Raw genomic sequence first — 20,097 nt, 5'->3', positions numbered from 1 at the left:
CAGGTCACACTTCACGACGGAGGCCGAAAAATGGATCTTTCTCTTGCTGATTTTCATCCGGCAGCGGACGGTGAAACGCCGGACACGCAGGCACTGCAACGCGCGATCGATCAGATTGCTGAAGCGGGCGGCGGTCGGCTGACGTTGCCACCGGGGCGTTATCGCAGTGGCAGCCTGAATCTGCCTTCCAATTTTGAGCTGCATCTGGCCGCCGGGGCGGTGCTGATTGCCAGCCGGCACTTGGCAGATTATCAGCAATGGAAGACGCTGAGCAGTGCTGAGAAATCGCATAACGTCCTGCTGTATGCGTTGGGGCAGCGCAATCTGACGATCAGTGGCAAAGGCCGTATAGAAGGCGACGCCGAAGCCTGGTTTGCGGCAGAGGCCGACGAACAGGGCTATCGCATGCCCAGGGCAGACAGACCGCGCATGATCGTCTTTGAGGACTGCGAGCAGGTGACGCTCAAGGACTTTACCCTGTTCCAGGCCCCAATGTGGACGGTGCACCTTGTCAGCTGCCGCCATGTACACATTGACCATCTGACCATTGATAACGCCATGACGCTGCCCAACACGGACGCGCTGGATATCGACAGCTGCGAGGCCGTGTTGATTAGCAACAGCTACTTCAGCGCCGCTGACGATGCGATTTGCATTAAAACAACCTTTAAGCCTGGCAGTCTGAGCCGTCCGGCCCGGCGCATCGCGATCAGCAACTGCCTGCTGCGCAGCGACAGCTGCGCGATTAAAATCGGCACGGAAACCTGGGATGACGTCGAAGATATTACCGTGACCGGCTGCAGCATATTTGATTCCAACCGCGGCATTGGCATCGTCTCGCGGGACGGCGGTGCGATACGGCGCGTCCTGTTCAGTCACATCACCTTTCACTGTCACCATGTTGCCGCCTGCCACTGGGGCAAAGCCGATCCCCTGTTTATTTCTGTGCGCACGCGCGATCCGCAGGTGCTACCGGGGATCGTTGAACAGGTTCAGTTCAGCCATCTCAGCGGTGTGGCAGAAGGAGCGATCAACCTGCATGCGGCGCAGCCGGGTTGGATCCGCGACATCGTCATCAGCCAGCTACAGCTGCGTCAGACAGTCGCGCAGGGCGTACAGGGTCAGTTCGATGTTCGCCCGCCCTGTAATCCGGACTCACCGACCGGGATGGGGCTGGACAACGCGTACCGGGTCGATGTGGCCACGGGCGATGCGTACGGCGTGGAGCGCTATCCGGGCGGGCTGCCGGGCCTGTTCGCGCGCGGCGTTGAACATTTGCACCTGCACCACCTGGCGATTCAGCGGCCTGAGCCACTGCCGCCAGGCTGGCATCCGGACAGCGTGGTGCTGCTGGCAGAGTAACTTACAGCGCCGCTGCGATAGCGTCGCCCAGTTGCTGTGTATTGGCGCTGCCGCCCAGGTCGCGGGTTAAGTGCTCGCCTGCGGCCAGCGTGCGTTCGATGGCATCCAGCACGGCATCTCCTGCCGCCTTGTAGCCCAGATGCTCCAGCATCATCGCACCACACCAAATCTGACCAATCGGGTTCGCGATGTTTTTACCGGCGATATCGGGCGCGGAACCGTGTACCGGTTCAAACAGGCTGGGGAAGTTGCCTTCCGGGTTAATATTGGCGGACGGCGCGATGCCGATGGTGCCGGTACAGGCAGGGCCCAGATCTGACAAAATATCGCCGAACAGATTGCTGGCCACCACGACATCAAACCAGTCGGGATGCAAAACAAAATTCGCGGTCAGAATATCAATATGATACTTGTCGACCTTAACGTCAGGATAATGCGCCTGCATTGCCTGAACGCGGTTGTCCCAGTAAGGCATGGTGATGGCGATGCCGTTTGATTTGGTGGCAGAGGTCAGGTGTTTTTTAGGCCGACGCTGCGCCAGGTCAAAGGCAAACTTCAGGATGCGGTCAACGCCCACCCGGGTCATCACGGTTTCCTGAATGACCACTTCTCGTTCTGTGCCGGGGAACATCGTGCCGCCAACGCTGGAGTACTCACCTTCCGTGTTTTCGCGCACGACGTAAAAGTCGATATCACCGGGATGCCGGTTGGCTAACGGCGCTTTCACGCCGGGCATCAGGCGGACCGGACGCAGGTTAACGTACTGATCGAACTCACGACGGAACTGCAGTAAAGACCCCCACAGAGAAACGTGATCCGGCACGATATCGGGCCAGCCGACCGCGCCAAAATAGATCGCATCAAAGGTTTTCAGCTCAGCAAACCAGTCATCAGGCAGCATTTTGCCATGCTGCTGCCAGTATTCCGCGCTGGCATAATCGAACCACGTCCACTGCAGCGGAATATTAAATTTTTCTGCTGCGGCATTCATCACGCGAATACCTTCTGGCATTACTTCCTTACCAATGCCGTCGCCGGGAATCACGGCGATACGATGAATTTTCTCTGTCACAGGGTACCTCTGAGGTTGATGTTGTAGGGGCCCGTCAGTGGGTGAAGGCTGTCGATATGCAGCTTGATTAATGTTCGGGCATCGGCGCAGTATAACTCTCCACCTGAGGTAAATAATTAGCCTGGAAGTTAATCCCATGTTGAATCAAAGTAGAGAATCACGCACATCCAGTGATGACTTAGTGTTCTTTCTGCGCGTCGCTTCTCTGGACAGCTTAACGGCGGCGGCGCGCGAGCTGGGATTATCGCTGGCGGCCGTCAGCAAACGATTAAGCCAGCTGGAGCAGCGGCTGGGCGTACAGTTACTGCGCCGCACCACGCGCAGGCTGGAGCTGACGCCGGAAGGGCGGCGCTATCTGGACGGTGCCCGTCCGCTGCTGGAGCAACTGGCGGCACTGGAAGAGGCGGTCAGTGGTGAAACGACGCAGTTACGCGGCACGCTGAACATCAACGCCTCCTTCGGCTTTGGCCGTCGCCATATTGCCCCCTGCGTGTCAGCTTTTGCCGCCCGCCATCCTCATCTGGCCCTCTCCCTGCAGCTCAGCAGCCAGCCGCTGAATTTTCTTGATGCGCATGTGGATATTGATATTCGCGTAGGTGAGCCGCCGGATTCGCGGCTGATCGCCCGTAAGCTGGTCCAGAATCCGCGTGTGCTGTGCTGCTCGCCAGGCTATGCGGCGAAGCACGGCCTGCCAGACAGTATCCGTGCGCTGGCGCAACATAACTGCATTTTACTCAGGCAACATGACAGCGACTTCGCTCTGTGGCGCTTAGTCAGCGGCGCTGAGAGCCTGAGCCAGAAGGTGCGCGGTAATCTGGTGACCAACGACGGGGAAGTGGCGATGCGCATGGCGCTGGATGGTCATGGTATTTTGCTGCGCTCATGGTGGGACGCAAAACACAGCATTGCGGCGGGGGAATTGCTGCATGTTCTGCCTGCCTGGCATGCGCCCGATGGCGATATTTTTGCCGTCTGGCAGGCGCAGCGGCAGCCGCCAGCACGCATCTCGGCGTTTGTGACTTTTCTGCAGGAAAATTTGCAGATGGATGCATCGTTAACGAATCTGTGAGGTTTTGAAAAATCGCCCTCAGTTATGCATTACCCGCCATAAAGTATTTACGGAACGCGTCGATACCAATCTTATGTGTCTGCGCCCGTTGCGCCGACCAACTCTGGGCACGCCTCAGGTCTGAGGCGCGGTGCAACCTCTGGTGGATGCGTACCTATGAATACAGATTTAACCCGCGTCGGGGAGGGGGTTTCCCCTCAGCGTATTGCGAAGCAGGCCGACAGGCTGATTGTTATGCTGTGCTGGGCCCTGGTAGTGATTTCCGCTATCGTCGGCAGTCTGTATCAGTCAACGTGGCTGGCCATAACCGTGGGTACCGCGCTGGCGCTGGTCGCCACGCTGGTGGGATGGCTGGCAAACGGAACGCTGTTTTCCCGACTCTGGCTGGCCTTCACGCTGATTGGGTTTGCGGGGCTGCTGATTCAGTTGGGCCGGGGCGAAACCGAGTTTCACTTTTCGGTGTTTGTTTTACTGTCGGTCTTGCTGGTTTACCGCGACAGCCGACCGCTTCTGATGGCAGCCGCGACGGGCGCGGTGCATCACCTGGTATTCAACTATCTGCAGGAGCACGATCGGTTTGGCATCGTGGTCTTTCACCATCCAGGTCTGGAGATGGTGCTGTTTCATTCACTGTTTGTGGTGGCGCAAACCGCGATGCTGGTGCTTATTGCCCGGCAGATGGCTGCGGATTTGCGCGCCTCCAGCGAAGTGGCGCAACTGGCTGCCCGCATTAACCGCGAGCCTGGTTGCCTGACGCTGTTTGCGGACAGTCAGCAGAGCGAAACGCCCTTTGCCCGCACCTTTAGTCAGACGCTGGGGACGATGCGCGGTACGTTAAATCAGGTCAGCCACGGCGTTGCGGAACTGCTGCAGGAATCAGACAGTATGCTGTCTCGTAATGCCGCGCTGTCACAGCGCACTGACGAGCAGGCGCAGGCGCTGGATGTTGCGACCAGTGCAATGTCACAAATCAGCGTGGCGGCAAGTCTTGCGCGGGACAAAGCGCAAACGGCCTGCGATCTGGCCCGGGAAACCCGCCAGGTCGCCAGTAAAGGCCAGGAGAATATTCAGCAGGCCATGCACTCAATGGCCCAGATTAATGTCGAGTCGGGGCGGGTAAAAACCATTCTTGAACTGATTGACGGCATTGCCTTCCAGACCAACATCCTGTCGCTGAACGCCTCGGTGGAAGCCGCACGAGCCGGTCAGGAAGGGCGCGGATTCGCAGTCGTTGCCAGTGAGGTGCGTACCCTGGCGTTACGCTGTGAGAATGCGGCACGGGAAATCCGGCAACTAATGGATGCCTCCAGCTCCAGCGCCGGTCAGGGCACCGTTCAGGTTGACCAGGCCGCGCAAACCATGCAGGCCATTCACGTGAGTATCGACAGCCTGTCACAGCTGGTGAGTGAACTCTCTGAGATGAGCGTCCAGCAGAATCAGAGCATTGCGCAGATTCAGCAAAGTATTAGCAGTATCGATCACAGCGTGCAGCATAACGTCAAACATGTGACCGAAACGCTTCAGGTTGCGCAGCAGCAACGGCAGCAGGCAGGCGCGTTGCAGCAGGCGATTTCGCTGTTTCGTTTTAGCTGATCAAAGACAGGAGAGCCACCCCGGGATGAGGTTCACAAGGGCAGGGGTTACGTTGGCTGGCTAAGTGGGCAGCCGCCGGCCTGCGGGTCCGTCAGGATGACGTCGTGATCCGCAGGACGACAGCGGCCCCAGGCCGTTAGCTGTCCACGCCTTTCACTAACAGTACACGGTAGTTGGCGCCTTTCAGGCGATGCTGTTTCGCCGCCTGGTATTCCGGACTGTCATACCAGGCATGCGCCGCCTCAGTCGTCGGGAACTCAATAATCACAACGCCCTCAGCTTCAGGCCCTTCCAGCGTTTCCAGTTCGCCATAGAACGCCAGCGGTTTGATGGGATGGTCACCCCGTGCTTTGCCCGCTTTTTCCGCGTAGGCAGCCATTTCATCCTGATTCAGGGTGTTATCACGAATAAATACGACATATGCACTCACTGTCTTTCTCCTCAGGCCTGCTTGTCTTGGGTTTGGGTATCAAAGTCCGATGCATCATGGCGTTCACGCAACTGGTCGGCGGGATCGCCCATCACGCGGTTAACTTTGCGACCACGCATCACAGCCGGACGTTGGGCGATCTCTTTGGCCCAGCGCACCACATTTTTATAGGACTGAAGATCCAGGAATTCGGCCGCGTTGTACTGGTTGTACAGCACCATGCTGCCGTACCACGGCCAGGTGGCGATATCAGCTATGGTGTAGTCATCACCGGCCAGATAGCGGTTATTGGCCAGCTGACGATCCAGAACGTCAAACTGACGTTTGGCTTCCAGTGAGAAGCGGTTAATGGCGTACTCAATTTTCTCTGGCGCGTAGTGATAGAAGTGACCAAAACCGCCGCCCAGATAAGGCGCAGAGCCTTGCAGCCAGAACAGCCAGTTCAGCGTCTCGGTGCGCTTCGCAATGTCTTTTGGCAGAAAATAACCGTATTTCTCTGCCAGATAGAGCAGGATATTACCGGATTCAAACACCCGAATCGGCGGCGTGGCAGAGTGGTCACTCAGGGCCGGGATTTTGGAATTCGGGTTGATATCAACAAAGCCGCTGGTGAACTGGTCGCCTTCGCCAATATTAATCAGCCAGGCATCGTACTCCGCATCATTTACGTTCAGCGCCAGCAGCTCCTCCAGCAGAATGGTGACTTTCTGGCCGTTTGGCGTACCAAGGGAGTAAAGCTGCAAAGGATGTTTACCGACCGGCAGGGCTTTTTCATGCGTTGGGCCTGCGGTTGGGCGATTTGTTTTGGCGCCGTTACCTTTGGCTTCCGGGTCCCACTTCCAGACTTTAGCGGGCTGATAGTGTTGTTCAGACATGATGAGGTTCGCCTTTTTGTGTTTGGAGTGTCACGAGTGTAGCAGTTGCCAGCACGCCGGTTTAACCCTGGTGGCGGTGACTTTGTATCGCTTTACTACAATGCTTAAGGCAATTGACCGTCAGCCCTGTGTCTGTTTTCTCTGCCTAAATCACATTGATGACGGCTGAGCATTGCTATGCTAAAACGGTTTAGTAAAATTTAGCTATAGCTGAGCAGGAGATAACGATGACAGCGCGAGTCTGGTGTCTGGGTGACGCCGTGGTGGACCTGCTTCCGGACGGACCGGGGCATTTAATTCAGTGTGCAGGCGGCGCGCCCGCCAATGTGGCCGTCGGCATTGCCCGCTTGCAGGGCAAGAGCGGATTTATCGGCCGGGTCGGGGACGATCCCTTTGGCCATTTTATGCAGCAAACGCTGGCCAGTGAGCAGGTTGAGACGGCGTATATGACGCTGGACAGCGCGCATCGCACGTCAACGGTCGTGGTCGCGCTCGACCATGAGGGCGAACGCTCTTTTACCTTCATGGTCCGGCCCAGCGCAGACCTGTTTCTTGAACAAGGCGATCTGCCGCCGTTTCAGCCGGGCGAGTGGCTTCACTGCTGTTCCATTGCGCTGGCCGCCGAACCGTCCCGTTCCACGACCTTTACGGCGATGCAGCGGATAAGCGAAGCCGGGGGATATGTCAGCTTTGATCCCAACATTCGTCACGACCTGTGGCGCGATGACGCGCAGTTACGTGACTGTGTGAACCGCGCGCTGCAACGGGCAGATGTGGTCAAGCTGTCGGAGGAAGAGCTGGCCTTTCTGACCGAAGAGACGCAGGGCGGTGACAGCCTGCAGATGCTGGCAGAACGCTATGCGATCAGTCTGCTGATGGTCACCCAGGGCAAAGCCGGCGTAAAAGTCTGGCACCAGGGTCAGCATTATCACTATCCCACGTTGCCCGTGGTGAGCGTGGACACCACCGGTGCCGGTGACGCTTTTGTCGCGGGGTTATTGTGGGGACTGGCAGAAAAAGGCCTGCCCACCAATGAAACGGAGCTGGCGGCATGCTTAACCAGCGCTCAGCAATGTGGCGCACTGGCGACGACCGCCAAAGGCGCGATGACGGCGCTGCCCTATCGTCATCAGATTGCGGGCTAATGCCCACTGTCGCCGCGCGCAGGCCCGCCCGGCGGGCAGCAGAACCCATACGGGGCAGGTGACCGTTGGCGGAACGCCCAGATGCGCGCGTTCCGTCACCCTGGCGACCACGACGGATTACGCACCCGAACCTGCCCCCCTTCTCCTGCCGTATCATTTCACCGCGTTGCGCTGGCCTTATCAGTTTCCCGGCTGATTTCACTGACCTGTGACGGCTTCGACGTTGCCTGACCGCGCCCGCTTTGTCCTGCTTCGCCAGGCCCCCGACGCTACGTTATGCCCGAATGCGCTTTGCTGTGAGGCAGTTCACTCATTCGCCTTTCCCTGCTTTACAACCGCTGACCTGGCTCGTAATGTCATTTTATGTGAGCGGATAACAATTTTACGCAGGAGAGTAACATGGCCCTGGAGAGAGATTCACTGGCTGCCGTACTGGCCCGGCGCGACTGGGAAAACCCTGGCATCAGCGAACGTAACCGGCTTGAAGCCCATCCCCCTTTTTGCAGCTGGCGCAGTGCAGAAGCAGCGCGTGAGAAGCATCAGTCAGCGCACGTCCAGTGTCTGAATGGCGAGTGGCAATTTGCTTATTTCACCGCGCCCGAGGCCGTACCGGAGAGCTGGCGGACGCAGGATCTGGCCGAGGCCGCGCCGATAGCCGTGCCGTCGGTATGGCAGATGCAGGGTTATGATGTTCCCATCTATACCAATGTCACCTATCCCATCCCGGTAAATCCCCCCTTCGTTCCCGCTGAAAACCCCACAGGATGTTATTCGCTCACATTTAATGTGGATGCCGGGTGGCTGGTGTCAGGACAAACCCGAGTGGTATTCGACGGTGTGAATTCAGCGTTTAATGTGTGGTGCAACGGCCGCTGGGTTGGCTATGGTCAGGACAGTCGTCTGCCCTCGGAGTATGATCTGACGGAGTACCTGGTCAGGGGTGAAAACCGTCTTGCCGTCATGGTGTTACGCTGGAGCGATGGCAGCTACCTGGAAGATCAGGACATGTGGCGCATGAGCGGCATTTTCCGCGATGTCACCCTGCTGCACAAACCGGCCACCCATATCCGCGATCTGCGTATCCGCACGCATTTCAATGACGATTTCAGTCGTGCCCGGCTGGACGCCGAGGTGCGCGTCGCCGGCATGCTGGATGACGACTTACAGGTGAGCATACAGCTCTTTGCAGGCAGTGAATTGGTGGGGGAAGCGACATCGCCACTGGGCAGTGCGATCGTTGACGAGCGCGGCGCCTGGAACGATCGGACAACGCTGTCCCTCCGCGTGAACAATCCTGCGCTCTGGAGCGCGGAAACGCCGCATCTCTATCGGGCGGTGGTGCAGTTGCACCGGGCGGATGGCACGCTGATTGAAGCGGAAGCCTGCGATGTGGGATTCCGTCACGTCAGTATTGAGAACGGCCTGTTGTTACTCAATGGCCAGCCACTGCTTATCCGCGGCACCAACCGTCATGAGCACCATCCTGTCCACGGCCAGGTGATGGATCGCGATACGATGGTGCAGGACATTCTGCTGATGAAGCAGAATAACTTTAACGCCGTGCGCTGCTCCCATTATCCCAATCATCCTCTGTGGTACAGCCTGTGTGATTATTACGGGCTGTATGTGGTGGATGAAGCCAATATCGAAACCCACGGCATGGTGCCGATGAATCGCCTGAGTGACGATCCGGCCTGGCTGCCCGCGATGAGCCAGCGCGTTACGCGCATGGTGCAGCGTGACCGCAATCACCCCTGCATTATTATCTGGTCTCTGGGCAATGAATCAGGCCATGGGGCCAACCATGATGCGCTCTATCGCTGGCTGAAAAGCGAAGATCCGTCCCGTCCGGTGCAGTATGAGGGCGGCGGCGCCAACACGGCGGCCACTGACATTATTTGCCCGATGTATGCGCGCGTCGATCAGGACCAGCCGTTCCCGGCGGTGCCAAAATGGTCGATTAAGAAATGGCTGTCGATGCCGGGCGAGCAGCGGCCGCTGATTCTGTGTGAATACGCCCATGCGATGGGCAACAGCCTGGGCGGCTATGCGAAGTACTGGCAGGCCTTCCGTCAGTATCCCCGCCTGCAGGGCGGTTTTGTCTGGGACTGGGTCGATCAGTCTTTAATTCGGTACGATGAGAACGGCGAAGCCTGGTCCGCTTATGGCGGTGACTTTGGCGATACGCCCAACGACCGTCAGTTCTGCATGAACGGGCTGGTTTTTGCCGACCGGACGCCGCATCCGTCGCTGTATGAAGCGCGCCACGCACAGCAGTTCTTCCAGTTCAGCCTGCTGCCCGGCAGTGAGCGCACGCTGGAGGTCACCAGCGAATACCTGTTCCGCCATAGTGACAATGAAATTCTGCACTGGTCCGTGGCCCAGGACGGTAATCTGCTGGCGACAGGTGAGGTCACGCTCGACATCGCACCGCAGGGCCGTCAGCGTATTACCCTGCCCGCCATGCCACTGCCAGAATCCGCAGGGCAATTGTGGTTAACGGTGCGCGTAGAGCAGCCGCAACCTACCGCCTGGTCCGAAGCCGGACACATCAGTGCCTGGCAGCAGTGGCCGCTGGAGACGATTCTTGATATCGCGCCTGCGCCTGTGGCCGCCAGCGCCCCGGTGCTTGAGCGCAGCGAAGACCGCTTTAGCGTGGTGGTGAATAACCAGTGCTGGGCGTTCAGTCGGGAGCAGGGCGTCCTGACGCAGTACTGGATTGATGAAAAAGCACAGTTACTGTCGCCGCTGACGGACCAGTTCACCCGCGCGCCACTGGATAACGATATCGGTGTCAGCGAGGCCACCCGTATCGATCCCAACGCCTGGGTTGAGCGCTGGAAAGCGGCGGGGCATTACCAGGCGGACGTTATCACCCTGCAGTGCAGCGCGGAAACGCTCACCGATGCCGTACTGATTACCACCGCGCATGCCTGGCAGTTCCAGGGCAAGACCCTGTTTGTCAGCCGCAAAACATACCGTATCGATGGCTTTGGTGAGATGCAGGTGACGGTCAATGTCGAGGTCGCCCGCGATACGCCGTATCCGGCCCGCATCGGGATGTGTTGCCAGTTAGCGGAGGTGGCTGATCGGGTGAATTGGTTAGGTCTGGGTCCCCATGAAAACTACCCGGATCGCCTGACCGCGGCCTGTTTTGATCGCTGGGATTTATCGCTGGACGACATGTACACGCCGTATGTCTTCCCCACCGAGAACGGCCTGCGCTGTGGCACGCGTGAACTGCGGTACGGTGTCCATCAGTGGCGCGGTGATTTTCAGTTCAACATCAGCCGCTACAGCCAGAAACAGCTGATGGACACCCGCCACCGTCACCTTTTGCAGCCTGAAGCAGGCACCTGGCTCAACATTGATGGCTTCCATATGGGCGTCGGCGGCGATGACTCCTGGAGTCCGTCGGTTTCCCCTGAATTCCTGCTTAGTGCCGGACGTTATGGCTACCAGTTTACCTGGGGGCAACAAAAGTAACTTAGCGGGCAGGCTCCGGCCTGCCTGACTCTCGCATAAGGAAGTCCGCTATGTACTATTTAAAAAATACTAACTTTTGGTTGTTTGGCCTTTTCTTCTTCTTTTACTTTTTCATCATGGGTGCCTATTTCCCGTTCTTCCCCATCTGGCTGCATGATATTAATCACATCAGCAAAGGGGACACCGGCATTATCTTCGCCAGTATTTCGTTGTTTTCGTTACTGTTCCAGCCGCTGTTTGGGCTGCTGTCCGACAAGCTCGGGCTGCGCAAACACCTGTTATGGGTGATCACCGGCATGCTGGTGATGTTCGCCCCTTTCTTTATTTATGTATTTGGCCCGCTCCTGCAGGTGAATATTCTGGCGGGTTCGGTTGTGGGCGGTATTTATCTGGGCTTTATCTACAATGCGGGGGCACCTGCAATTGAAGCTTATATTGAGAAAGTCAGTCGCCGCAGCCATTTTGAATTTGGCCGGGCCCGAATGTTTGGCTGCGTTGGCTGGGCACTGTGCGCCTCTATCGTCGGCATCATGTTCACCATTAATAACCAGTTTGTTTTCTGGTTAGGCTCTGGCTGTGCCGTGATCCTGGCGCTGCTGCTGTTCTTTTCACGCACCAGCAATTCCTCATCTGCCACGGTGGCGCAGGCCGTGGGGGCGAACCAGTCCGCATTCAGTCTGAAGCTGGCACTGGAGCTGTTTAAGCAACCCAAACTGTGGTTTTTGTCGCTATATGTTGTGGGCGTTTCCTGTACGTACGATGTATTTGATCAGCAGTTCGCCAACTTCTTTACCTCGTTCTTTATGTCGGGTGAGCAGGGCACGCGCGTTTTTGGTTACGTCACCACGCTGGGCGAATTGCTGAACGCCTGCATCATGTTTTTTGCGCCGCTCATCGTTAACCGTATCGGCGGCAAAAATGCCTTGTTGCTGGCGGGCATGATCATGTCTGTGCGCATTATGGGCTCCTCTTTTGCCACCACGGCGGTGGAGGTGGTGATCCTGAAAACATTACATATGTTTGAGATCCCTTTCCTGATCGTCGGCTGTTTTAAATACATCACCAGCCAGTTTGAGGTGCGCTTCTCCGCCACGATTTATCTGGTGTGCTTCTGCTTCTTTAAGCAGTTAGCGATGATTTTTATGTCGGTACTGGCGGGCAATATGTACGAAAGCATTGGCTTCCAGGGCGCGTATCTGGTGCTGGGCTGTATTGCACTGGCCTTCACGCTGCTTTCCGTCTTCACGCTCAGCGGGCCAGGGCCGCTGACAGCGTTACGTCGGCAGCCTGTCTGACGCACAATTATCCCCTTAACACTGGGCAGGAGACTGCCCATTGCTTTGTCCGCGCTCCCCGCTTTTTGCCGCTTCCTTTCCCACCACATCGTGTCGTTTTGCGAACTGACTCACAATCATAAAAACGGTTTAGCAAATTGCTTTGCCTGGAAATCCGGCGATCAATATTATCCAAAACCTAAACCGGTTTAGCAAAATGACAACACCACGACCTGAACCTTTCTGGAATGGCAAAACGATGAGAAAAAAGAGACTTGCTGCAACCGTTGGATTGTTGCTCTGCGCAGGCCCGGCTCTGGCTGCGGAACCGAGCATGAGCAGTATCGAAGCCCGGCTGGCCGCGCTGGAAAAGCGCCTGCAGGCGGCTGAGCAGCGTGCTGACGCCGCCGAACGTCGCGCAAACGCCGCAGAAAAACAGGCCGCTTCAGCAGAAAAACAGGCCCAGCAGCTTGCCAGCGCACAACAGCAAACCCAGGCCACTGCCACCCAGGTGGAACAGCGCACGGCGAAACTGGAACAGAAGGCGAGTGATGACGGGGGCTTTGAATTTCACGGCTATGCGCGTTCTGGCTTATTAATGAACAGCTCGGCGGCCAAAACGCAGGGCGGCCCGACCGTGACGCCGGCAGGGGAAACCGGTGGGCATGTCGGGCGCTTAGGCAACGAACCGGATACCTATGTCGAACTGAATCTGGAACATAAGCAAACGCTGGAAAACGGGGCGACCACCCGCTTTAAAGCCATGCTGGCCGACGGTCAGCGGACCTATAACGACTGGACGGCCGCCAGTAGCGATCTCAATCTGCGGCAGGCGTTTGTGGAACTCGGTCAACTGCCCACCTTTACGGGCGCGTTCAAAGACACCACCGTCTGGGCGGGGAAACGCTTTGACCGCGACAATTTCGATATTCACTGGATCGACTCCGACGTCGTGTTCCTCGCCGGGACCGGTGCCGGTATTTACGACATGAAGTGGAGCGATCAGGCTCACAGCAACCTGTCGCTCTACGGGCGCACCTTTGGTGATATCGAAAACAACGATAACACCGCACAGAACTACATTCTGACAGCCAACAACTATTACGGCCCGTTCCAGCTGATGCTCAGCGGTATGCGCGCCAAAGACAATGACGATCGGCTGGACGTGAATGGCCTGAAAGTGAAAGGCGATGCTGCGAATACCGGTCTGCATGCCCTGGTGGGGCTGCACAACGACAGCTTTTATGGTCTGCGTGAAGGAACGGCGAAAACCGCGCTCTTGTATGGTCACGGCTTAGGTGCAGAGGTCAAAGCCATTGGGTCCGACGGCGCATTGCTGCCGGATGCGGATACCTGGCGTCTGGCCAGCTACGGGATCACCCCACTGGGCGGCGGCTGGCATATCGCTCCGGCGGTGCTGGCGCAGAGCAGTAAAGATCGTTACGTCAAAGGCGACAGCTATCAGTGGGCGACCGCCAACATGCGCCTGATTCAGGGGCTGACGGAGAATTTCGAAATGCAGTACGAAGCCACCTATCAATATATGGATCTGCGTCCGGAGGGCTTCAATCAGCGTAGCGCAGTGAGTGGTAACTTCTACAAACTGACCGTTGCGCCTACGTTGAAAGCCAGCAACGTAGGGGAATTCCTGAAACGTCCGGAAATTCGCCTTTTCGCCACCTGGATGGACTGGGATCACCGACTGGACAACTATGCGCGCGGCGATGCGTTTGGCAGCAGCGGCTTTGAAGCCGGCGGTGAATGGAACTTCGGCGTACAAATGGAAACCTGGTTCTGACCGGGCGGCCCTGTAGGGCCGTTTCAACCGGGTTGACAACATTACACGACAACACAGAGGTTTTTTATGGATTTTGTACAAATCTCCCGCGCATTACTGCCGCTGCTGGGAGGCAAAGAAAATATTGCCAGCGCAGCCCACTGCGCAACCCGGCTCCGGCTGGTGCTGGTCGAGGATGCCAAAGCGGATACCGCCGCGATTGGTAAAATCGACGGTGTGAAGGGCTGTTTCCGCAACGCGGGCCAGCTGCAGGTCATTTTTGGGACTGGCGTGGTCAACAAAGTCTATGCGGCTTTTGTGGCGGAAGCGGGCATCAGCGAGTCCAGTAAATCGGAAGCGGCCGACATTGCGGCCCGTAAGCTCAATCCCTTCCAGCGTATCGCCCGGTTGCTGTCGAATATTTTTGTCCCGATTATTCCGGCGATCGTTGCCTCCGGCCTGCTGATGGGCCTGCTGGGCATGGTCAAAACCTATGGCTGGGTTAACCCGGAAAACGCCCTGTATATCATGCTGGATATGTGCAGTTCGGCGGCGTTTATCATTCTGCCGATTCTGATTGGCTTTACGGCGGCCCGTGAGTTTGGTGGTAACCCGTTCTTAGGCGCTACGCTGGGCGGTATTCTGACGCATCCTGCGCTGACTAATGCCTGGGGCGTGGCGGCCGGTTTCCATACCATGAACTTCTTTGGTATCGAAGTGGCGATGATTGGCTACCAGGGCACGGTCTTTCCGGTCCTGCTGGCCGTGTGGTTTATGAGTCTGCTGGAAAAACAGCTGCGCCGCATCATCCCGGATGCGCTCGATCTGATCCTGACGCCCTTCCTGACGGTGATCATCTCTGGCTTTGTGGCACTGCTCATCATTGGCCCGGCCGGGCGCGCATTGGGGGATGGTATCTCCTTTGTGCTCAGCACCCTGATTGCCCATGCAGGCTGGCTGGCCGGATTGCTGTTTGGCGGGCTGTATTCCATTATCGTGATTACTGGTGTGCATCACAGTTTCCACGCGATTGAAGCTGGCTTGCTGGGTAACCCATCTATCGGCGTCAATTTCCTGTTGCCGATATGGGCGATGGCTAACGTGGCACAGGGCGGCGCATGTCTGGCCGTGTGGTTCAAAACGCAGGATGCCAAAATCAAGGCGATTACTTTGCCCTCTGCGTTTTCTGCCTTGCTGGGCATTACCGAAGCGGCCATCTTTGGTATTAACCTGCGCTTCATGAAGCCCTTCATCGCCGGCCTGATCGGGGGAGCCATCGGCGGTGCCTGGGTGGTGTCGATGAAAGTGTATATGACGGCGGTGGGCCTGACGGGCTTGCCCGGTATGGCGATCGTTCAGGCCAGTTCGCTGCTAAATTATATTATTGGTATGGTTATCGCCTTTAGCGTCGCCTTTGTGATCGCCTTCCTGCTGAAATACAAAACGGACTCTGAATGATGGCTAACAACACTCTGCTGCCCGCCATGCTGAAGGCGGTAATGAAAGGCCAGCCTAAAGCACGCGAGGACAGCCACTATCCGGGCTGGCACCTGGCACCGGTCACCGGGCTGCTTAACGATCCCAATGGGTTTATCCATTTCGACGGGCACTATCACCTGTTCTACCAGTGGAACGCCCTGGGCTGTGAGCATAAGCATAAATGCTGGGGCCACTGGCGCTCTGCGGATTTGCTGCACTGGTCGCATGAACCTGTCGCCTTGCTGCCAGACGAAGAGTACGACCGGAGCGGCTGCTATTCAGGCAGCGCGGTAGACGATAATGGCACCTTAACCCTGTGTTATACCGGCAACGTTAAGTTTGCCGACGGCTCCCGTACCGCCTGGCAGTGCCTGGCGGTGCAGAACCCTGACGGGGGATTCGATAAGCTGGGGCCGGTGCTTCCCCTGCCGGCGGGCTACACCGGCCATGTTCGTGATCCGAAAGTCTGGCGTCATGGCGCACACTGGTACATGGTGCTGGGCGCGCAGGACAAGCAGCTCAAGGGCAAAGTTCTGCTACTGCGCGGAAGCGATCTGCACCACTGGGAAAACCTCGGCGAAATTGCCGGTAGCGGTCTGGGTGGACTGGGCGAAGCCGGTTATATGTGGGAATGCCCGGACATGTTCACCCTGGGAGAATCGACGTTTTTGATCTGCTGTCCTCAGGGCATTGAACGGGAAGAGAAACGCTTTCTGAACAGCCATCCCTGCGCCTGTCTCAGCGGCACGCTGGATTATGAAAACGCCCGCTATACGCACGGGGGGTTCACTGAGCTGGATGCGGGGTTTGAATTCTATGCGCCGCAGACCACGCTGACCGAGGATGGCCGTCGGCTGCTGGTGGGCTGGATGGGCGTCCCGGACGGGGAGGAGATGCATCAGCCTACCGTGAAATTCGGCTGGATTCATCAAATGACCTGTATCCGGGAACTGAGCGCGCGCGACGGTAAACTGTACCAGCAACCGGTGGCGGAACTGCGGGCGTTGCGCGGCGAGACGCAGCGCTATCACGGCAACGCCAGTCAGGCTCCGTTACTCGCTGCACAACGGCTTGAGCTGATGCTGGAATCAGGCGGCGGGATCACGCTGGATTTCGCCGGTTCACTGCTGCTGACCTGGCATGCGGATGCATTGTGCCTGGCGCGCCGCAGTCTGGAAACCGGCGAATGGCTTTACCGCCACTGGAACGGGCGGGCGCACAAACTGCATATTTTGTGTGACCACTCCAGCGTAGAGATTTTTATCAATGACGGAGAAGGCGTGATGAGTAGCCGTTACTTTCCCACGCATCCGGCGGAGTTACGCTTGCGCGGTAGCGCAGAAGTCACGGCCTGCTACTGGTCGTTACGATCCTGCATGGTAGAATAAGCCCTTATTTCCTTAACCGAAGCACCGTCGTGAAAAAAACAAAGCGCGTTACCATCAGTGATATCGCTGCGCTGGCCGGGGTGTCAAAAGCCACGGCCAGCCTGGTGCTTAACGGACGCGGTAAAGAACTGCGCGTGGCGCAGGAAACGCGTGAACGCGTCATGGCCCTTGCTCAGCAACATCACTATCAGCCCAGCATCCACGCGCGTCTGCTGCGTGAAAATCGCAGCCATACGTTGGGGCTGGTGGTGCCTGAAATCACCAACTATGGTTTCGCCGTGTTTTCTCACGCGCTGGAAAACCTGTGCCGTGAAGCGGGTCTGCAACTGCTGATCTCCTGCACCGATGAAAATGCCAGTCAGGAAACCCTGGTGGTCAACAATCTGGTCTCGCGTCAGGTGGATGGTTTGATCGTCGCCTCCAGTCAGCAGAGCGACAGCGACTACCTGAAGCTGAGCGAGCAACTGCCGGTCGTGCTGTTTGACCGCCACGTAAATAACAGCAGTTTGCCGCTGGTGATAACGGATTCACTAACGCCAACTGCCGAGCTGGTAGAACGTCTGGCGCGCGCGCATCCTGATGAGGTTTATTTTCTGGGTGGGCAGCCGCGCCTGTCACCGACGAAAGATCGGCTGGCTGGCTTTATGCAGGGCCTGGCGCGGGCGGGCGTCACGCCGCGACCGGAATGGATTATCCAGGGCAACTACCACCCCAGCAGCGGCTATGAGATGTTTGCCGCGCTCTGTGCGCGGTTAGGCAGGCCGCCGAAAGCCGTGTTTACCGCCGCCTGTGGCTTACTGGAAGGGGTTCTGCGCTACATGAGCCAGCACCATTTGCTGGAGAGTGATATCCATATCGCCAGTTTCGACGATCACTATTTATATGACTCGCTGTCACTGCATATCGATACCGTAGAGCAGGATGTGCCGCGCCTGGCGCAGGAGTGCTTTTCGGTCATCACGCAAATGATTCAGGGGCAGGACCTGGCGGAGCGGCAGATCGTTTTGCCCGCCAGGCTGCGCTACCGCTCCTCGCTGGCGGGGTGATCCGGTTCAGCGGCAGGCCACAAGCGTGGTTCAGGTAACCGATCCCGTGCTGCTGCCACTCCGTTTCTGCATCAGGACCAGATTACGGACAGGGCTCACGAAACGGGGACGGCATCAGGCCGTGCTTCGCCATGTGGCCATCTGAACGTTTTTATTATGGCCGGTCGGGATTACTTACCACGCGATAACGTGCGGCTGTCGAGCCACTCAAAAAGCAGCATGCCTGCCAGCATCGCCAGGACAAAGACAATGCCTTTGAGCACGCCGCCGCCGAGCAGGACCAGCGCCGGCCCGGGGCAGATGCCCGCCAGTCCCCAGCCGATGCCAAACAGGGCCGCACCGCTGATGAGCCGTTTATCCAGTGTGCGGTTGCCAGGCAGATAAAACGTTTCCTCAAAGACGGGCCGCTTGCGTCGGGAAGCCAGCCAGAACGTTACCAGCCCGGCGATAATCGCGCCGCCCATCACCAGCGCCAGAGAGGGATCCCAGGCGCGGGTAATGTCCAGAAAACCCAAAACCTTCGCCGGATTCGCCATGCCGCTGACGAGCAAGCCCGTGCCAAACAACAGTCCACTAAGCAGAGAAAATAAAACGACCATCGTGCCTCCTGATGTTTACCCGTGACCCATCATGCCGACGGTCAGCATGGCGGTTAACATAAAGACCAGTGTCGCCACCAGTGAGCGCGGCGACAGTCGCGATAAACCACAGACGCCGTGACCGCTGGTACAGCCCGAGCCCAGGCGCGCGCCCAGGCCCACCAGTAAGCCGGCCAGCACCAGGCGTCTCCATGAGGCGTCAATGTCGATAGCGGGCAGCGCGCTGAATAACTGAAACACCAGCGGTGACAACACCAGGCCCGCAATGAACGCGAACCGCCACGGCTTGTCAGCCGACTGACGTTTCAGCAGGCCGCCCAGAATGCCGCTGATACCGGCGATGCGGCCACAAAATAGCACTAACAGACCCGCCGCTGCGCCAATCAGCAGGCCACCTGCCAGACTCTGAATCGGCGTAAAATGGTCCAGATCGATATGCATTACCGTTGACTCCTTGTGATCTGCCAATGCGTGCTTTAAACACGCCCTGTTCCAGCTAGCGTTCACCGTCGCTCTCAGGTGAACGACCGCGATTGCGCTTTACCTGCAACGCCATGCGCCTCAGCGCAAATAACGTGGTCGCGCTGCGGTGGCCGGGCAATATCTTCTGCTGACGACTGTCACAGGCTATTTTCACACAGTTGACGAACTGTGCTTACCGGCTTTTAAAGCAGGATGACGGCATCTGCCGTCTTTATCAATCGGCTTCGTGTGAGGCACATAAAAGTTCTGTGCACAGATCTGTTTTGCGCCAGGTGTACGGGGAGAGGGTACGGACAGAGGTGGATGTCCGGACAGGATAAAAGAGGCGTGATAAGGGAAAGGAACCGGTCAGGGATAACCGCCAGTAAAGATCAACCGGGCCATATTGCATTGGCGGAATCGTATTGCTGTGTGCGTCTTGGTGAACAAAAAGGGGCTTAGCCCCTTTCCTGCCTGGTGATTATTTTAAGTTTTCAGGGAAATTCGCCGGCAGCTCGCTTGCCGCGCAGGCAATCACGTCTTCGTTATTTTTTCCGGCATCCCGTACAAAGGTAATCGTGGCAAACTCATCGATCACTTCGATTGGGTAGGTTGGGCCCGCATCGCGGTATTTCGCCATTTCGTCCAGATGGTCGTTCTGGAAACAGACGGTACGTTCAGGATTATTGATGACCCAGCGTGGGAAGAAAATGGTGCCGTGGAACAGCTTGTCGCTCATGTTGGCAATCAGGCTGACGCTGGTGCCGGTAGGTTCGGTCCAGGACACTTTATAGCTATTTTCCGCGACTCTGACGATATAAACGTGTTGGTCTTTGACCCAACGATTACCCACCATCCCGCTGTGGATACGATAATCAATGGTGTCTTCGTTTTTAATGTACAGCTCATAATTCCAGCCGTTGTCGTAGGTATAAACCAGATGTTTACCTGTGAAACCGTCAAGATTGTGTTTGTCGAAGCTGCTCATCTTTCGTTCTCCTCTGTTGGTGAGTCCAGCTTAGTCATTCACTTTATGAATT

16 protein-coding genes are annotated in these 20,097 nt (G+C 57.3%); 10 read left to right on the top strand and 6 right to left on the bottom strand.

What is annotated here, in order from left to right; all coding sequences use genetic code 11:
- The first annotated feature begins 30 nt into the window (after window positions 1-30).
- Entirely contained in the window at window positions 31-1,362 is a 1,332-nt protein-coding gene (locus C7433_RS09360) for a glycoside hydrolase family 28 protein (protein ID WP_110268069.1), read from the top strand.
- Between the two features lies 1 nt (window position 1,363).
- On the opposite strand, the gene C7433_RS09355 is transcribed toward C7433_RS09360, so the two are convergent.
- Window positions 1,364-2,434 carry a tartrate dehydrogenase gene (locus C7433_RS09355; RefSeq protein ID WP_033739048.1) on the bottom strand — a complete coding sequence of 357 codons (1,071 nt, stop codon included), beginning with the start codon at window positions 2,432-2,434 and terminating at the stop codon, window positions 1,364-1,366.
- A gap of 136 nt (window positions 2,435-2,570) precedes the next feature.
- Here C7433_RS09355 and C7433_RS09350 point away from each other — a divergent pair, with 136 nt between their 5' ends.
- Window positions 2,571-3,503, top strand: coding sequence for a LysR family transcriptional regulator (locus C7433_RS09350; RefSeq protein ID WP_054634645.1), 933 nt, complete (start codon window positions 2,571-2,573; stop codon window positions 3,501-3,503).
- Window positions 3,504-3,659: 156 nt separating this feature from the next.
- Entirely contained in the window at window positions 3,660-5,096 is a 1,437-nt protein-coding gene (locus C7433_RS09345) for a methyl-accepting chemotaxis protein (RefSeq protein ID WP_033739053.1), read from the top strand.
- A 136-nt stretch (window positions 5,097-5,232) separates the two neighbouring features.
- On the opposite strand, the gene C7433_RS09340 is transcribed toward C7433_RS09345, so the two are convergent.
- Both C7433_RS09340 and yghU read right to left on the bottom strand, forming a co-directional pair.
- On the bottom strand, window positions 5,233-5,526 hold the full coding sequence (locus C7433_RS09340; protein WP_006121667.1) for a DUF1330 domain-containing protein: 294 nt from the start codon (window positions 5,524-5,526) through the stop codon (window positions 5,233-5,235).
- Window positions 5,527-5,537: 11 nt separating this feature from the next.
- A complete protein-coding gene (gene yghU / locus C7433_RS09335; RefSeq protein WP_006121666.1) occupies window positions 5,538-6,401 on the bottom strand; it encodes a glutathione-dependent disulfide-bond oxidoreductase in 864 nt (287 codons plus the stop codon).
- Window positions 6,402-6,628: 227 nt separating this feature from the next.
- Between yghU and C7433_RS09330 the strand changes: the two genes are divergently transcribed.
- The 7 genes from C7433_RS09330 to C7433_RS09300 all read left to right on the top strand — a co-directional run bounded on the left by C7433_RS09330 (window position 6,629) and on the right by C7433_RS09300 (window position 17,996).
- A complete protein-coding gene (locus tag C7433_RS09330; RefSeq protein WP_033739058.1) occupies window positions 6,629-7,546 on the top strand; it encodes an aminoimidazole riboside kinase in 918 nt (305 codons plus the stop codon).
- A gap of 399 nt (window positions 7,547-7,945) precedes the next feature.
- Window positions 7,946-11,032 (top strand): beta-galactosidase, encoded by a 3,087-nt coding sequence (locus tag C7433_RS09325; protein ID WP_110268068.1) that lies wholly within the window; start codon window positions 7,946-7,948, stop codon window positions 11,030-11,032.
- A gap of 50 nt (window positions 11,033-11,082) precedes the next feature.
- Window positions 11,083-12,327 (top strand): MFS transporter, encoded by a 1,245-nt coding sequence (locus C7433_RS09320; protein ID WP_110268067.1) that lies wholly within the window; start codon window positions 11,083-11,085, stop codon window positions 12,325-12,327.
- Window positions 12,328-12,565: 238 nt separating this feature from the next.
- On the top strand, window positions 12,566-14,104 hold the full coding sequence (locus C7433_RS09315) for a carbohydrate porin (protein ID WP_033739066.1): 1,539 nt from the start codon (window positions 12,566-12,568) through the stop codon (window positions 14,102-14,104).
- Window positions 14,105-14,170: 66 nt separating this feature from the next.
- Window positions 14,171-15,541, top strand: coding sequence for a sucrose-specific PTS transporter subunit IIBC (locus tag C7433_RS09310; protein ID WP_110268066.1), 1,371 nt, complete (start codon window positions 14,171-14,173; stop codon window positions 15,539-15,541).
- Window positions 15,541-16,950, top strand: coding sequence for a sucrose-6-phosphate hydrolase (locus C7433_RS09305; protein WP_110268104.1), 1,410 nt, complete (start codon window positions 15,541-15,543; stop codon window positions 16,948-16,950). Before C7433_RS09310 ends, C7433_RS09305 begins: the two co-directional genes overlap by 1 nt.
- A 29-nt stretch (window positions 16,951-16,979) precedes the next feature.
- The gene (locus C7433_RS09300) at window positions 16,980-17,996 is read left to right on the top strand and encodes a substrate-binding domain-containing protein (protein ID WP_033739070.1); all 1,017 of its coding nucleotides are present in this window, start codon (window positions 16,980-16,982) and stop codon (window positions 17,994-17,996) included.
- Between the two features lie 170 nt (window positions 17,997-18,166).
- Here the strand turns inward: C7433_RS09300 and C7433_RS09295 are convergent, their stop codons facing one another.
- The 3 genes from C7433_RS09295 to C7433_RS09285 form a co-directional block, all read right to left on the bottom strand.
- A complete protein-coding gene (locus C7433_RS09295) occupies window positions 18,167-18,595 on the bottom strand; it encodes a DUF6691 family protein (RefSeq protein WP_054634639.1) in 429 nt (142 codons plus the stop codon).
- A 15-nt stretch (window positions 18,596-18,610) separates the two neighbouring features.
- Complete coding sequence (locus tag C7433_RS09290) at window positions 18,611-19,036, bottom strand: YeeE/YedE family protein (RefSeq protein WP_110268065.1); 426 nt, start codon at window positions 19,034-19,036, stop codon at window positions 18,611-18,613.
- A 502-nt stretch (window positions 19,037-19,538) separates the two neighbouring features.
- Window positions 19,539-20,045, bottom strand: a complete 507-nt coding sequence (locus C7433_RS09285) for a phenolic acid decarboxylase (protein ID WP_033739073.1) — start codon at window positions 20,043-20,045, stop codon at window positions 19,539-19,541.
- Window positions 20,046-20,097: the final 52 nt, after the last annotated feature.

The organism is Pantoea sp. PNA 03-3 (assembly GCF_003201175.1).
GTDB classification, from domain to species: domain Bacteria; phylum Pseudomonadota; class Gammaproteobacteria; order Enterobacterales; family Enterobacteriaceae; genus Pantoea; species Pantoea stewartii.
The sequence above is the reverse complement of the archived record's forward strand: the minus strand, read 5'-3'. Positions and strand labels throughout refer to the sequence as shown.